The organism is Phocaeicola sartorii JCM 17136 = DSM 21941 (assembly GCF_054653615.1).
Genome location: NZ_BAAIFW010000005.1, coordinates 625019 through 640930, shown reverse-complemented (window position 1 = coordinate 640930; position 15912 = coordinate 625019). Strand labels below are relative to the sequence as shown.

General features: G+C 45.0%; 14 protein-coding genes, 2 tRNA genes and 3 rRNA genes. 8 read left to right on the top strand and 11 right to left on the bottom strand.

Annotated elements, in window-relative coordinates:
- Positions 1–249: 249 nt before the first annotated feature.
- Positions 250–495, top strand: coding sequence for an RNA-binding regulator (gene rbp, locus ACYQ0C_RS02765; RefSeq protein ID WP_005840220.1), 246 nt, complete (start codon positions 250–252; stop codon positions 493–495).
- A 77-nt stretch (positions 496–572) separates the two neighbouring features.
- Here rbp and lptB read toward each other — a convergent pair whose 3' ends face one another.
- The gene (gene lptB / locus ACYQ0C_RS02760) at positions 573–1394 is read right to left on the bottom strand and encodes an LPS export ABC transporter ATP-binding protein (RefSeq protein ID WP_025019401.1); all 822 of its coding nucleotides are present in this window, start codon (positions 1392–1394) and stop codon (positions 573–575) included.
- 128 nt (positions 1395–1522) lie between these two features.
- On the opposite strand from lptB, the gene ACYQ0C_RS02755 reads away from it, so the two are divergent.
- On the top strand, positions 1523–2266 hold the full coding sequence (locus ACYQ0C_RS02755; protein WP_032941493.1) for an MlaE family ABC transporter permease: 744 nt from the start codon (positions 1523–1525) through the stop codon (positions 2264–2266).
- Positions 2263–3027 carry an ABC transporter ATP-binding protein gene (locus ACYQ0C_RS02750; RefSeq protein WP_016278255.1) on the top strand — a complete coding sequence of 255 codons (765 nt, stop codon included), beginning with the start codon at positions 2263–2265 and terminating at the stop codon, positions 3025–3027. Before ACYQ0C_RS02755 ends, ACYQ0C_RS02750 begins: the two co-directional genes overlap by 4 nt.
- Before the next feature lie 70 nt (positions 3028–3097).
- Here the strand turns inward: ACYQ0C_RS02750 and der are convergent, their stop codons facing one another.
- From der to ACYQ0C_RS02700, 10 genes are all read right to left on the bottom strand, one after another.
- Complete coding sequence (gene der / locus ACYQ0C_RS02745; protein WP_016278256.1) at positions 3098–4411, bottom strand: ribosome biogenesis GTPase Der; 1314 nt, start codon at positions 4409–4411, stop codon at positions 3098–3100.
- Between the two features lie 33 nt (positions 4412–4444).
- Entirely contained in the window at positions 4445–5326 is an 882-nt protein-coding gene (era, locus tag ACYQ0C_RS02740; RefSeq protein WP_016278257.1) for a GTPase Era, read from the bottom strand.
- Positions 5327–5408: 82 nt separating this feature from the next.
- Complete coding sequence (locus tag ACYQ0C_RS02735; protein ID WP_008655190.1) at positions 5409–6413, bottom strand: beta-ketoacyl-ACP synthase III; 1005 nt, start codon at positions 6411–6413, stop codon at positions 5409–5411.
- Between the two features lie 107 nt (positions 6414–6520).
- Complete coding sequence (rpmF, locus tag ACYQ0C_RS02730) at positions 6521–6706, bottom strand: 50S ribosomal protein L32 (RefSeq protein WP_002562387.1); 186 nt, start codon at positions 6704–6706, stop codon at positions 6521–6523.
- An 11-nt stretch (positions 6707–6717) separates the two neighbouring features.
- On the bottom strand, positions 6718–7248 hold the full coding sequence (locus ACYQ0C_RS02725; RefSeq protein WP_050582539.1) for a YceD family protein: 531 nt from the start codon (positions 7246–7248) through the stop codon (positions 6718–6720).
- Between the two features lie 491 nt (positions 7249–7739).
- Positions 7740–7850, bottom strand: a 5S ribosomal RNA gene (rrf, locus tag ACYQ0C_RS02720).
- A gap of 80 nt (positions 7851–7930) precedes the next feature.
- Positions 7931–10816, bottom strand: a 23S ribosomal RNA gene (locus tag ACYQ0C_RS02715).
- Between the two features lie 128 nt (positions 10817–10944).
- Positions 10945–11021 (bottom strand) — tRNA-Ala (locus ACYQ0C_RS02710).
- A 15-nt stretch (positions 11022–11036) separates the two neighbouring features.
- A tRNA-Ile gene (locus tag ACYQ0C_RS02705) sits at positions 11037–11110 on the bottom strand.
- Positions 11111–11235: 125 nt separating this feature from the next.
- Positions 11236–12764, bottom strand: a 16S ribosomal RNA gene (locus tag ACYQ0C_RS02700).
- Together the 16S, 23S and 5S rRNA genes with 2 tRNA genes alongside form the textbook arrangement of a ribosomal RNA operon.
- A 1009-nt stretch (positions 12765–13773) precedes the next feature.
- Here ACYQ0C_RS02700 and ACYQ0C_RS02695 point away from each other — a divergent pair.
- From ACYQ0C_RS02695 to ACYQ0C_RS02675, 5 genes are all read left to right on the top strand, one after another.
- Positions 13774–14064: a hypothetical protein gene (locus ACYQ0C_RS02695; RefSeq protein WP_081642367.1), complete on the top strand. Its 291-nt coding sequence runs from the start codon at positions 13774–13776 to the stop codon at positions 14062–14064.
- 101 nt (positions 14065–14165) lie between these two features.
- Positions 14166–14342: a hypothetical protein gene (locus ACYQ0C_RS02690; protein WP_159106280.1), complete on the top strand. Its 177-nt coding sequence runs from the start codon at positions 14166–14168 to the stop codon at positions 14340–14342.
- 350 nt (positions 14343–14692) lie between these two features.
- Positions 14693–14956, top strand: a complete 264-nt coding sequence (locus ACYQ0C_RS02685) for a hypothetical protein (protein WP_016275503.1) — start codon at positions 14693–14695, stop codon at positions 14954–14956.
- A gap of 63 nt (positions 14957–15019) precedes the next feature.
- The gene (locus ACYQ0C_RS02680) at positions 15020–15607 is read left to right on the top strand and encodes a hypothetical protein (RefSeq protein ID WP_016275502.1); all 588 of its coding nucleotides are present in this window, start codon (positions 15020–15022) and stop codon (positions 15605–15607) included.
- A 10-nt stretch (positions 15608–15617) separates the two neighbouring features.
- Positions 15618–15902 (top strand): winged helix-turn-helix domain-containing protein, encoded by a 285-nt coding sequence (locus ACYQ0C_RS02675; RefSeq protein ID WP_016275501.1) that lies wholly within the window; start codon positions 15618–15620, stop codon positions 15900–15902.
- The last annotated feature ends 10 nt before the right edge of the window (positions 15903–15912 follow it).

Genomic DNA, 15912 nt, shown 5'->3' with positions numbered 1-15912 from the left:
AAATGACCGGCCAAGAGGCAGGTTCAAAAAAAAGAAAAAAAAGTTGTGTTTCTTCTTGTAAATTCAAAATTTATGCGTTCCTTTGTGCCCCGTCTGGTGATACTAATTATAGCTAGTGATTTTTATTACAAGGTTTTACTTTTGTACGAATAGCACTTACGTAAACTCTCTGTCGTTCGAATCCCCTACTTCATTAATAATCACCATTCAGAGAGTATTTTTTATTTTAATTATTTTTATTTTTTCACTATGAACATGTATGTTGGAAACCTTAACTACCGTGTTAAGGAAGGAGATTTGGAACAAGCAATGGCGGCTTATGGAGTTGTTACTTCTGTAAAAGTTATCAAAGACCGCGAAACAGGTAAATCTAAAGGATTTGCATTTGTTGAAATGGAAAATGACGCAGAAGCAGCTCAGGCTATGAACGAACTGAACGGTTCGGAATTCATGGGACGCCAGTTGGTTATCAAGGAAGCAAGACCAAGAGACTAATTACTTACCTGATACAGTCAAAAAAAGCTCTGAACAGATTCAGAGCTTTTTTTATATCCTTATATTCCGTCCTTCTGTCACACATTCCTCCCCTGTCTGTCCTTTTCCGCCAGTTGGAAGTCCTTGCGGCGAAGCACAAAGTTGGTTCCCAGATATTTCTCACGGACAACAGGATTTTCCGCCAGTTCCTCAGGAGTCCCCTGAAACAGGATCTTCCCTTCAAACAACAGATAAGCACGGTCGGTCAGACGCAACGTCTCCAACGCATTGTGGTCGGTGATCAGAATGCCGATGTTCTTGTCCTTCAATTTCCATACAATGTGCTGGATATCCTCTACCGCAATGGGGTCCACCCCCGCAAAGGGTTCGTCCAGCATAATGAATTTAGGGTCAATGGCCAGGCAACGTGCAATCTCCGTACGACGACGCTCACCTCCCGAAAGCTGGTCACCCAAATTCTTGCGTACCTTCTGCAAGCGGAATTCGGCAATCAGGCTTTCCAGTTTGTCTTTTTGATATTCCGGAGTGGTATTGGTCAATTCCAGCACAGAAGCGATATTATCCTCCACACTCATCTTACGGAATACAGAAGCTTCCTGCGCCAAATACCCGATGCCGTTCTGGGCGCGCTTATAGACAGGATAACCGGTTATATCCAAGTCATTCAGAAATATATGTCCCTCATTCGGTACAATCAGTCCCGTTGTCATATAAAACGAAGTGGTCTTACCGGCACCATTCGGTCCCAGCAACCCTACAATCTCTCCTTGTTTCACATCAAAAGAAACATGACTTACCACCGTACGCTTTCCGTATTTCTTCACCAGATTTTCTGTACGAAGCACCATGCGGTTATCTTCGGCCACCGTATTTTGTTGTTCTATTTCCTGTTCCGACATATCCATGTATTTTGCGACAAAAGTACTAAAAAAGTTTAGGAAACGCATAACAGAACAGAAAATCAGAACTTCTTTTGCATTTATATAGACAAAAAAGGCTACTTTTGCAGGAAATTGTGAAAACTATGATGATAAGACCCATAACAACCGTAGGGAAATATATCATGCTGATGGGACGTACTTTTGCCCGCCCGGAACGTATGCGTATGTTTTTCAAGCAATATCTCAATGAGATGGTACAGCTGGGAGTAAATTCCATCGGTATCGTACTGCTGATTTCTTTTTTCATTGGTGCCGTAATTACCATTCAAATCAAACTCAACATTGAAAGTCCGTGGATGCCCCGTTTTGTGGTAGGTTACACCACGCGCGAAATCATGTTGCTGGAATTCTCCTCCTCCATCATGTGTTTGATTCTGGCAGGAAAGGTAGGTTCTAATATCGCCTCCGAAATAGGCACCATGCGTGTAACCCAACAGATTGACGCACTGGAAATCATGGGGGTCAATTCCGCCGGATACCTTATTCTGCCTAAAATTGTGGCTTTGATGACCATGATTCCTTTTTTAGTGATCTTCAGCATATTCTCGGGGATTATCGGTGCTTTTTGTACCTGCTGGTTCGGAGGAGTCATGAACGCCGAAGATTTAGCCTATGGCTTGCAATATAGTTTTCAGGAATGGTTTGTATGGTGCAGCTTTATCAAATCTGTCTTTTTCGCTTTCATCATTTCCAGTGTGTCCGCTTATTTCGGTTACACGGTGGAGGGAGGCTCCATTGCGGTAGGTAAGGCCAGTACGGATTCTGTGGTGATGAGCAGCGTGCTGATTCTATTCTCTGATTTAGTATTAACACAACTTTTAATGGGATGATACAAGTTAAATCATTATATAAATCATTCGAGGGAAAGGACGTATTGATGGATATCAATGCTACTTTTGACAATGGCAAGACCAATCTGATTATCGGCCAGAGCGGTTCCGGAAAAACAGTCTTGATGAAGTGCATCGTCGGTCTGCTTACTCCCGAAAAGGGCGAGATCCTGTATGACGGACGTAACTTCCTCAACATGAATAAAAGAGAAAAAAAGACCTTGCGCCGTGAAATGGGAATGATTTTCCAAAGTGCAGCCTTGTTCGACTCTCTTACCGTATTGGAAAATGTGATGTTCCCATTGGATATGTTTTCCAACGCCACCTACCGCGACCGTGTAAAGCGAGCCCGGTTCTGCCTGGACCGTGTAAACTTAATTGAAGCACAAAACAAGTATCCGGGAGAAATTAGCGGGGGTATGCAGAAACGTGTAGCTATAGCACGCGCCATAGCACTGAATCCTCAATATTTATTTTGCGATGAACCTAATTCCGGTCTGGACCCAAAGACCTCGTTGGTGATTGACGAACTGATTCACGATATCACCACCGAATACAGCATGACGACCATTATCAACACCCACGACATGAACTCCGTAATGGGAATCGGTGACAGTATTCTCTACATTTACCAGGGACATAAAGAGTGGGAAGGAACAAAAAATGATGTGTTCACCGCTACCAATGATCGACTGAATAATTTTATCTTCGCCTCCGACCTGCTCCGCAAAGTAAAAGAGGTGGAAGAGCATGGGAGATAGTGGTTAGTGATCAGTGGTTAGTAACCTGCCGATGTCAACAGCGAAGCTCACTAACCACTAATCACGACTCCTATTTCTGTCTGATAAAGATATTTATCGGTGTTCCTGACAAATTCCATTTGTCACGTATCTTGTTTTCAAGAAAACGTCTGTAAGGTTCTTTTACATACTGAGGCAAATTGGCAAAGAACACGAAAGAAGGAACCTGCGTGTTGGGCAACTGCGTACAATATTTAATCTTGATATACTTGCCTTTATTGGAAGGAGGCGGATAAGCCTCGATCAACGGAAGCATTTCTTCGTTCAGACGGGCTGTCGGAATACGGGTAGTACGTGCCTGGTATACCTCCTTCGCTGTCTCCAGCACCTTGAAAATACGTTGTTTGGTCAAAGCGGAAGCAAAGATGATGGGAAAATCAACAAACGGTGCCAGACGGGCACGAATGGCTTCCTCATAAGTTTTCATCACCTTGGCATCCTTGTTCTCTACCAAGTCCCATTTGTTCACCACTACCACCAAACCTTTCTGGTTACGTTGAATGAGAGAGAAGATATTTAAATCCTGCCCTTCAATGCCACGGGTGGCATCGAGCATAAGAATACACACATCCGAATTCTCAATGGAACGGATAGAACGAATGACAGAATAATATTCCAAATCCTCATTTACCTTATTTTTCTTACGGATACCGGCGGTATCTACCAGATAAAAGTCAAAACCAAACTTTTCATAACGGGTATAGATAGAATCGCGGGTAGTACCAGCAATCTCCGTCACAATATTACGGTCCTCCCCGATAAAGGCATTGATAATAGAAGATTTTCCGGCATTCGGACGTCCTACTACCGCAAAACGAGGGATATCCTCATCCAACAGTTCCTCACCTTCCTTACTGAATTTGCCTACCACCAGATCCAGCAGATCACCCGTACCGCTTCCGCTCAATGCAGAGATACAATAAGGATCACCCAGACCTAACTTGTAGAATTCGGCGGCATTATATTGCAATTCATTATTATCAGTCTTGTTAGCTACCATGATAACAGGTTTCTTTGTACGCCGCAAAATAGAGGCTACAGCCATATCCAGATCGGTAACCCCGTTCACCACATCCACCACAAACAAGATTACATCCGCTTCATCTATGGCAAGACTTACCTGTTTACGGATCTCTTCCTCAAAAACATCATCCGAGTTTACTACCCATCCACCGGTATCAACGACAGAGAACTCACACCCCAGCCATTCCGACTTGCCATACTGGCGGTCGCGGGTGGTTCCTGCCTGCTCGTTTACAATTGCCTGACGCGTTTTGGTCAGACGATTAAAAAGTGTGGACTTTCCCACATTGGGACGTCCTACGATTGCTACTAAATTTCCCATTTTCTTTCTTGTTTACGGCTATCACAGTCGATTTTAATCCATCTGATACCCAAAGTTCTTCAATTCTTTGTCCGAGCTTCTCCAATCCTTATCAACTTTCACAAAGGTTTCCAGATAAACGGACTTTTGGAAAAAATGCTCCAACGTCCTGCGGGCCTCGGTAGCCACCTTCTTCAGCGCCCTGCCCTGCTTACCTATAATGATACCTTTTTGCGATTCACGTTCCACATAAATCACCGCATTGATATGGATACTCTTAGCATCTTCTTTAAATTGCTCCACTACCACTTCTACCGAATAAGGGATCTCCTTATCATAATAAAGCAGAATCTTCTCACGGATAATCTCGGTGACAAAGAAACGCGCAGGCTTGTCTGTCCACTGATCCTTCCCGAAATAGGGAGGTGAATCGGGCAGCAACTCCCTGATACGCTTCATCACCATATCCACATTGAATTTTGAAGTAGCGGAAATCGGAATAATTTCAGCTTGGGGAAGCTGCTCATGCCACGCTTCCACCAACTTGACCAGATCTTCCTGATTGGTCAAATCTATTTTATTAATTAATAATAAGACAGGAACCTTCACACCACGGACTTTCTCTATAAAGTCCGCGTTTTTATCCGTTTTCTCCACCACATCTGTCACATACAGCAATATATCCGCGTCCACCAATGCCGACTCCGAGAAGTTCAACATCGATTCCTGTAACTTGTAGTTTGGTTTCACCACTCCCGGAGTGTCCGAGAATACAATCTGCATATCGTCCGTATTCAAGATTCCCATGATACGATGACGAGTTGTCTGCGACTTGAACGTTGCAATAGAAATACGTTCCCCCACCAGCAAATTCATCAATGTTGACTTGCCTACGTTGGGGTTTCCTACTATGTTTACAAATCCTGCCTTATGCATAATTCTTTCATTTTATTGGCTACAGACAAAAAAACGCATCGGAATATGGATGCGTTCATTTGTATTTGTAGTTTAATGATTATTATCTCTTACTACCATCGTAACCCCATTTTACATAAACGGCTCCATAGGTAAATCCTGCGCCGAAAGCTGTAAATATCAGGTTATCCCCTTTCTTCAGCTGCTTCTCGTAATCCCAAAGACACAACGGAAGTGTAGCACCGCTGGTATTACCATAACGCTGAATATTGATCATCACCTTCTCCAAGGGCACTTCCAGACGAGAAGCTACCGCGTCAATAATACGCAGATTAGCCTGATGAGGAATCACCCAGTCAATATTATCTTTATTCAAACCATTCTTTTCGGCAATAGTCGCTGTAATATCCGACATATTGGAAACAGCATATTTAAAGACTGTTCTTCCTTCTTGATAAAGGTAATGCATCTTATGATCAACTGTAAAATAAGAAGGAGGACATACAGAACCACCGGCTTTCATGTGAAGAAAAGGAAGTCCCTTACCATCTGTACGAAGAATTGAATCCATAATGCCATAGTCCTCTGTGGTGGCTTCCACCATACATGCGGCTGCTCCATCACCAAAGATGGGACAGGTTGCACGATCCTGGTAATTCACCATGGATGACATCTTATCCGCACCGACAATAATAATCTTTTTATGTCTGCCCGATGCAATAAGTGAGGCGGCAGTCTCCATCAAATACAAGAAACCGCAACAAGCAGCCTGCAAGTCAAATGCAAAGGCATTTTTCAGTCCCAGCTTATCACACAAGATAGAGGCAGTGGAAGGGAAATGATAGTCAGGAGTAGTAGTTGCCACGATTACCGCATCAATGTCATCCGGATTAGAAGCAGTTTTCTGCATCAGTTGTTTGGCAGCCTTACGCGCCATATACGATGTGCCCAATCCTTCTTCATTCAGAATACGTCTCTCTTTAACTCCGATTCGAGTCATAATCCATTCATCATTGGTATCTACCATTCTTGAAATCTCTTCGTTCGTCAAGACATAGTCTGGTACATATCCACCGACTCCTGTTATTACTGCATTTATTTTTTCCATCATTCCAATTTAATTAGTTCATACCTTTTACAAAAAAAAGCAGCCGACAGAGCCGAAGCTCGCCGGCTTTATTTTATAAAACGTACAAACGTGTTTAAAGCTACTGATTATACAGCAGCTTCTTTTTCGATTGCTAACTTACCTCTATAATAACCGCAAGCTCCACATACAGTGTGGTAAACATGCCATTCGCCGCAGTTAGGACAGATAGCTAAAGTAGGAGCAACTGCTTTATCATGAGTTCTTCTCTTTGCAGTTCTCGTTTTTGATTGTCTTCTTTTAGGATGTGCCATTTTTCTAAACTTTAATTATTATCTAATATTTTCTTTAATTCATTCCATCTCGGATCTATTTCCTGAGGTTCTTCGCTGACATCCCCTTCGGGCAACTCCACCGCTATATCATCATCTTCATCGTCCGCCGAAGTGCGCAAATGCTTGCTCAGCTTGCCAACCATACCTTTGTTGCATTTCCCAGGTGCATGTACATGCTTCATGGGAATATTCAAGGCTATAAACTCGTACAAGAACCATGCAATGTTAATATACCCGTCTTCTTCAGGTACGACAACAATATCGCCCTCTTCCGCAAATGAAGAGCCTAATTTTACTTTCAGTTTATCTGAAGTTGAAACAGGCAGTTCCATTTCATCCAAGCAACGGTCACACGGTACAATGACAAAGCCTTCAGTTTGAAAATCCAACAGAAACACACCGGATGTCTTTTTCACATTCAGTTCTACTGTCAGTTTTCCTTTCTGTACTTCTGGTCCATCCAGATCTACAAAGAATTGATTATCCAGCGCAAACTCATACTTAGCAGAGTCCGCTTTCATATTCTTCAATTCAACCTTATATTTATCAAACTTTCCCAAAGCAATACTATATAAATCGGGCGACAAAGATACGAATAATATTCCAATATGTATAATATAAGTGCGTATTTTTCAGAGATAAATTAGACATATACTATTTTTAACGTATAATTTAGCGTTTTTTTTGAAGTATATTTACTCCTTATATCTCATATCAGCGGTTTACAGCATACACTTTTTCCCTTTATACAGCACCATTCCTATAAAAAAGATTCCACATGAAAATTCCCGGCTATCTTACCGGAATATCTCCGCTCATCATAGGAAAGAGCCATCCGTCCCCAAAGATCCCTCTCAGGCTTTTAAGTGCGTTTGGCAGCTGTTCATCCGTCCGGACAGCCTCCGGAGCAGGACCCGGAGCAAGATGCAACGCATCCGTCCTGTGGGATTTTACCGGGCGTATATAACAAAAAAACTCCTCCGGAACTTGGTTGTTCCGGAGGAGTTCTGTAAAACGGCGGCTACCTACTCTCCCACTGTGACGCAGTACCATCGGCGTGGTGAGGCTTAACTTCTCTGTTCGGAATGGGAAGAGGTGGAACCCTCACGCTATAGCCACCTGAATAAGGTTGACATATTGATAAGCTGTTATCGTAATTTCAATTCGTAGCAACAATGCTAAAGGTATACACCATCCGTTTCATAAAGAAAGTGGACGGGCAATTAGTAATGCTCGGCTTTGATGTCTCCATCTTTACACCTGCATCCTATCAACGTCGTCGTCTGCAACGACCCTGAGAAATCTAATCTTGTGGCCGGCTTCGTACTTAGATGCTTTCAGCACTTATCCGATCCCGACTTGGATACCCGGCGATGCACCTGGCGGCACAACCGGTAAACCAGAGGTCAGTCCAACACGGTCCTCTCGTACTAGTGTCAGAGCCACGCAAATTTCATACGCCCACGATAGATAGAGACCGAACTGTCTCACGACGTTCTGAACCCAGCTCGCGTGCCACTTTAATGGGCGAACAGCCCAACCCTTGGGACCTTCTCCAGCCCCAGGATGTGACGAGCCGACATCGAGGTGCCAAACCACTCCGTCGATATGAGCTCTTGGGAGGGATCAGCCTGTTATCCCCGGAGTACCTTTTATCCTTTGAGCGATGTCCCTTCCATACGGAAACACCGGATCACTATGCTCTAGTTTCCTACCTGCTCGACTTGTGAGTCTCCCAGTCAAGCGCCCTTATGCCATTACACTCTGCCGGCGGTTACCAATCGCCGTGAGGGCACCTTTAGAAGCCTCCGTTACACTTTTGGAGGCGACCACCCCAGTCAAACTACCCACCAATCAGTGTCCTCGCATCACGAGTTAGAACTCAAACAAATGAAGGGTCGTATTTCAACAGCGGCTCCACAAATACTGGCGTACCTGCTTCAAAGCCTCCGACCTATCCTACACATCACGTGCCCAAATTCAATGATAAGCTATAGTAAAGGTTCACGGGGTCTTTTCGTCCCATCGCGGGTAATCGGCATCTTCACCGATACTACAATTTCACTGAGCTCACGGTTGAGACAGCGTCCAGATCATTACACCATTCGTGCAGGTCGGAACTTACCCGACAAGGAATTTCGCTACCTTAGGACCGTTATAGTTACGGCCGCCGTTTACTGGGGCTTCAATTCAACGCTTCTCTTGCGATGACGTCTCCTCTTAACCTTCCAGCACCGGGCAGGTGTCAGGCTGTATACCGGATCTTTCGATTTTGCACAGCCCTGTGTTTTTGTTAAACAGTTGCCTGGACCTATTCTCTGCGCCCTCTCTTGCGAGGAGGGACCCTTTATCCCGAAGTTACAGGGTCAGTTTGCCTAGTTCCTTAACCGTGAATCACTCAAGCGCCTTAGAATATTCATCCCGACCACGTGTGTCCGTTTACGGTACGGGTACCTTTACGGTATAGCTTAGCGGATTTTCTCGGCAGTATGATTACGTGCACTATTGCCTTGTCCCGGAGGACGCGGCATACTGTCAGGTTCGAATCACGTGGTGGATTTGCCTGCCACGATCAGCTTCTACACCCTTCAACCATCTATTCCGTCAGATGGCGGCACTGTCACTTCTGCGTCTCCACATCGCCCGTAAAGGTAGTAACGGAATATTAACCGTTTCTGCCATCGGCCTCGCCGTTCGGCTGAGCCTTAGGACCCGACTGACCCTGATCCGATTAGCGTTGATCAGGAAACCTTGGTCTTGCGGCGAGCAGGTTTCTCACCTGCTTTATCGTTACTTATACCTACATTTGCTTTTCCACACGCTCCAGAATACCTCGCGGTACGCCTTCGACGCCGGGTGGAATGCTCCCCTACCGATCATTTACATGATCCCACTGCTTCGGTAGACAACTTCATACCCGATTATTATCCACGCCGGACTCCTCGACTAGTGAGCTGTTACGCACTCTTTAAATGAATGGCTGCTTCCAAGCCAACATCCTAGCTGTCATGGCAGTCCGACTTCGTTAGTTTAACTTAGCTGTCATTTCGGGACCTTAGCAGGTGGTCCGGATTCTTCTCCTCTCGGGCACGGACCTTAGCACCCATGCCCTCACTCCTGCGGTAGGACTGATGCGCATTCGGAGTTTGTCAAGACTTGATAGGCGGTGAAGCCCTCGCATCTTATCAGTCGCTCTACCTCACATCAGTAACCCGCAAGGCTGCACCTAAATGCATTTCGGGGAGTACGAGCTATCTCCAAGTTTGATTAGCCTTTCACCCCTACCCTCAACTCATCCAGAAGCTTTTCAACGCTTATTGGTTCGGTCCTCCAGCTGGTGTTACCCAGCCTTCAACCTGGTCAAGGGTAGATCACTTGGTTTCGCGTCTGCCACTGCCGACTCAGGCGCCCTATTCAGACTCGCTTTCGCTTCGGCTTCGGGTGTCATCACCCTTAACCTTGCCGGCAACGGCAACTCGTAGGTTCATTATGCAAAAGGCACGCCGTCACAGCTCAAGCTGCTCCGACCGCTTGTAGGCGCACGGTTTCAGGGACTGTTTCACTCTTCTGTTCGAAGTGCTTTTCACCTTTCCCTCACGGTACTGGTTCGCTATCGGTCTCTCGGGAGTATTTAGCCTTACCGGATGGTCCCGGCAGATTCACGCAGAATTCCTCGTGCTCCGCGCTACTCAGGATACCACTATGCTTCGACAACATTCGAATACGCAACTTTCATGCTCTATGGTTGAACTTTCCAGATCATTCCTCTCTGTTGTTTTCATGCAATATCGTGGTCCTACAACCCCATGTATGCCGTAACATAAATGGTTTGGGCTATTCCCCGTTCGCTCGCCACTACTTGGGGAATCATTGTTTATTTTCTTTTCCTGCAGGTACTAAGATGTTTCAGTTCCCTGCGTTAGCCTCCTACATGGTAGGATAATATCCCTTCAGGATATTGGGTTGTCCCATTCGGAAATCTTCGGATCAAAGGTTATTTGCACCTCCCCGAAGCTTGTCGCAGCTTATCACGTCCTTCATCGCCTCCGAGAGCCAAGGCATCCGCCATGCGCCCTTGCTTACTTTCTTTATTCATTCGCTGACACTTGCATGTCGGCGGGATGATATATACTTCTAGCTCTTTACTACTAAAATTACTTTTTGCTTGTACAATATGTCATAGACCGTTTTATCTCTGTTTCTTATGTGGCCGATAATGGTGGAGAATAACGGATTCGAACCGTTGACCCTCTGCGTGCAAGGCAGATGCTCTAGCCAGCTGAGCTAATCCCCCGAATCTTGAGATTCGTAGTCCCAGGCAGAGTTGAACTGCCGACCTCTACATTATCAGTGTAGCGCTCTAACCAACTGAGCTATAGGACTAAGTTCAACCTAGTCTGTATTAGACCCGGCTTCTTCTTTCTCTTCTCTGTATTTCTACAGTTATATGTTAAATAAACAACCAGCAGCACAAGGACAAGAACCTTTCGATCTGTATTCCTCTCCAGAAAGGAGGTGTTCCAGCCGCACCTTCCGGTACGGCTACCTTGTTACGACTTAGCCCCAGTCACCAGTTTTACCCTAGGGCGCTCCTTGCGGTTACGCACTTCAGGTACCCCCGGCTCCCATGGCTTGACGGGCGGTGTGTACAAGGCCCGGGAACGTATTCACCGCGCCATGGCTGATGCGCGATTACTAGCGAATCCAGCTTCGTGGAGTCGGGTTGCAGACTCCAGTCCGAACTGAGAGAGGCTTTCGGGATTGGCATCCACTTGCGTGGTAGCGGCCCTCTGTACCCCCCATTGTAACACGTGTGTGGCCCCGGACGTAAGGGCCGTGCTGATTTGACGTCATCCCCACCTTCCTCACATCTTACGATGGCAGTCTCCATAGAGTCCTCAGCATGACCTGTTAGTAACTATAGACAAGGGTTGCGCTCGTTATGGCACTTAAGCCGACACCTCACGGCACGAGCTGACGACAACCATGCAGCACCTTCACACTCGCTATTGCTAGCTATAACGTTTCCGCTATATCCGAGTGCAATTCAAGCCCGGGTAAGGTTCCTCGCGTATCATCGAATTAAACCACATGTTCCTCCGCTTGTGCGGGCCCCCGTCAATTCCTTTGAGTTTCACCGTTGCCGGCGTACTCCCCAGGTGGAATACTTAACGCTTTCGCTTGGCCGCTTGCTGTATATCGCAAACAGCGAGTATTCATCGTTTACCGTGTGGACTACCAGGGTATCTAATCCTGTTTGATACCCACACTTTCGAGCATCAATGTCAGTGGCAGTTTAGTAGGCTGCCTTCGCAATCGGAGTTCTTCGTGATATCTAAGCATTTCACCGCTACACCACGAATTCCGCCTACCTCAACTGTACTCAAGGCCGCCAGTATCAATTGCAATTTTACGGTTGAGCCGCAAACTTTCACAACTGACTTAACAACCCATCTACGCTCCCTTTAAACCCAATAAATCCGGATAACGCTCGGATCCTCCGTATTACCGCGGCTGCTGGCACGGAGTTAGCCGATCCTTATTCATAAAGTACATACAAAAAGGCACACGTGCCTCACTTTATTCCTTTATAAAAGAAGTTTACAACCCGTAGGGCAGTCATCCTTCACGCTACTTGGCTGGTTCAGGCTCGCGCCCATTGACCAATATTCCTCACTGCTGCCTCCCGTAGGAGTTTGGACCGTGTCTCAGTTCCAATGTGGGGGACCTTCCTCTCAGAACCCCTATCCATCGTAGACTAGGTGGGCCGTTACCCCGCCTACTATCTAATGGAACGCATCCCCATCTTATACCGAAATTCTTTAATCACGAGAAAATGCTGGCCCGTGATACCATCCCGTATTAATCTTCCTTTCAGAAGGCTGTCCGGGAGTATAAGGCAGGTTGGATACGTGTTACTCACCCGTGCGCCGGTCGCCATCGGTCTTAGCAAGCTAAGACCATGCTGCCCCTCGACTTGCATGTGTTAAGCCTGTAGCTAGCGTTCATCCTGAGCCAGGATCAAACTCTTCATTGTAAAAATATTATTTTCACTATTGCTAGTGTTGTAATCTGCTCAAGGATCCAGATCTATCAATATCATTTATTGACGGTTCTTGTTTTTTCTATAACATCATATATACTATATAATGTATAGGCTTGTACTACTTGTTTGTTTATCTATAAGTCTTTCAAAGAACTCTTCTTCTTGTTGTGCTATCGGTTTCGAAAGCGGATGCAAAGGTAAGGGATTTAATTTTAACCACCAAATGTTTTCGAAAGTTTTTTAAAACTTTTTTTTCAAGGCGGCCGGTTGTACGTTCCGAAAGGTCTTGTCCGTTCTCGCTCCCTTAGCCACGCTAAGGTAAGATACTGGGTGCAGATCCTTATAAAGGAAAGCAACGCTCCTACGTTTGTATCACCAAGTCGGTCACACTGTTTTGTCAGTGCCGCATCTCTCCCGATTGCGGTTGCAAAGGTAGACGGTTTTAACTTAACAGCCAAACATATCTTACGGTTTTTCCTGAACTTTTTTGAAACAAGTTTGTAACAGGCTGGTTTACAGTTGTATTACAGAACATATTTTTATGGTGACGTCCGGAGGAGGGAAAACAGATACACATTATAATATTCGCACACGGGCGTGCAGGTGCGTATATGGGAAGAGAAAAAGGGAAAGAATGGGAAAGGAATGAGAAAGGAATGGGCGGGAATGGGAAAGGAAGCGGATTACGGCAACGGCAAAAAACATCAGGACCTTTTTTAAAAAGACCGGCATCTTTTAAAAAAAGGCCATCATCTTTTTATTAAAGACCGTCATCTTTTTGGAGAACGGCCTCATCCTTTTCCGAAAGGACAAGAACGTCCGGGCCGGAAAGGAAAGGGCATTTCACATACATATCCGGAGAATTCCGTGCACACCCGGACGATTCACACAAAACACCTGCAACAGAGTTTTGCAAAAGTGCTGCCACTGCCACCACCCAACCCTCTGAAACCACGATGGACAGGGCGTTTCAAGGGGTGGTGGCAGCACCTTTTTTTAGGTGGCAAAAAGGGCTGCTGCCACCACTTTCACCTGTTTTTTACCCCGGAACGACCGGTGGAGGGGGAAAAAACAGGAGGAGGAGGAGGACCAAACACAGGGAAAAGGAGACGGGTACGGACAGACAGAACTACGGTTGCATACAGACAAAAACACGGTTGCAATCAGTCAAAACCACAGTAACAATTCAATGGAACTCTGGTTACATCTTGACGGAACTAAAGTTACAGCCGGACGGAACTGTAGTTTCAACCGGATGGAACTAAAGTTTCAGCCGGACGGAACCGCTTGAAACTCCTTGTCCGTATGCTCATTCATTTGTAGTTTAACGCTTCAGGCTGACTACTCCTTCATCTTACTTGTAAGGATGGTTGACGGAGTTAATACTTAGTTATGATATCAGTTGACTCTTTCAAGATGAACAAGGCGGACCGTACGCATCACCAGCTCCGGACACCAGCCCCGAAAAAAAAACAGCCGGAAAGCATCGGGCATCCGAAAAAAACGAAGAAAAGTGGTGGCAGTATCCCTTTTTACCGCGTAAAAAAAGGTACTGCCACCACCCCTTGAAACACCCTGTCCATCGTGGTTTCAGTAGAAAGGGTGGTGGCAGTGGTAGCACTTTTGCAAAACTCTTGGAAGGGAAAAAACAGAGAAGAATTTCCTTGTTCAAGTACATGCCAATAAAAGTTTGTATATAAAACCCGTAAAGAAGATTACATATCTTCCCCGTAGTCTTCTACCGCATATACACATTTGATCTTTATTACTTATAATAAATCGGTAACAGGCGCAAAGAAAAGCAAAGTTTGGCTTAAAAAAAGTTCTATAATAATTGGTTTATATTATAAACTACATTATATTTGCAAAGTAATTAGACAAAATAAACTTTTGTCATTCAATCAATAAACATCAGAGCCATGAAAACAAACACAGCATTTTACAAGAAACGTGCCACCATCTTGGCATGCGCCACACTAGCTATCCTAGCATTTACCATTGCAAATATGGCACAAACCGCTGACCTTACTATCACCATAAAAAGTATTAAGGGAAACAAGGGAAATCTTATGATAGGCGTAGGAGAGTTGCAGAATCCCAAATCCATGAAAGGAGATATGGCAAGGATTACAAACAAAACAACCACTGTACAAATCAAAGAAGTGGCCAAGAGAGCCTGCTGATGACAGCCATAAAGAGAAGCATTAAATATGAATCAATCACAAACAAAAAAAGAAGGAAACATTATGGAAGAAAGAAAATTGAATGAGAAAGAGAGTTTAGAACTCATCACTCAAATGATTCAGAATACCAAAAACAGACTGGAAACCAATTGTGGCATGCCGTTCCTCTTATGGGGATATACCACCACCCTTATCAGCCTGCTGGTCTGGTCTCTGGTAGTAACCACCCGGGATTATCATTGGCAATACCTATGGTTCTTACTCCCCGTCATTGCAGGAACAGGTACTTACCTGTCAGTACGCAATCAGCAGCCTGCTGTCAAGACTCATCTGGACAAAGTTATCAATCATATTTGGACAGTATTCGGTATAACCGGCTTTCTGATATCTCTGCTCGCCATGTTTTTCTGGCAACTTCCTATCCTGTTCATTGTCCTCCTGCTGATGGGCATGGGCACCGCACTTACAGGACTAGTGATCGGTTATAAAACCGTGATCATTTGTGGCACATTAGGAGCATTAAGTTCCGTCGGATGCCTTTTCTATCAAGGTTTCAATCAGATATTGATATTCGCACCCGCCTTTATTTTCATGATGGTTATTCCGGGACATGTGCTGAATCATGCTGCCCGTAAACAAAAAAAATCGTAACTTTGCGCCTATGTTCAAAGAATTGAATCCATTACTACATTCCGAACTGAGACTTGCCGTGATGTCCATACTGGTTTCAGTGGAAGAAGCCGAGTTCAGCTATCTGAAACAACAGACAGGAGCGACGGCTGGTAATCTGAGTGTGCAAATAGACAAGCTGAACAAGGCTGAATATGTAGAAGTCATCAAAACTTTCAAGGGAAAGATGCCTTGTACCATTTGTAAGATTACACGAAAAGGGCTTGAAGCCTTTGAAGAATATGTAGATGCGTTAAAAAGTTATATAAACAAATAAGTACGACAAT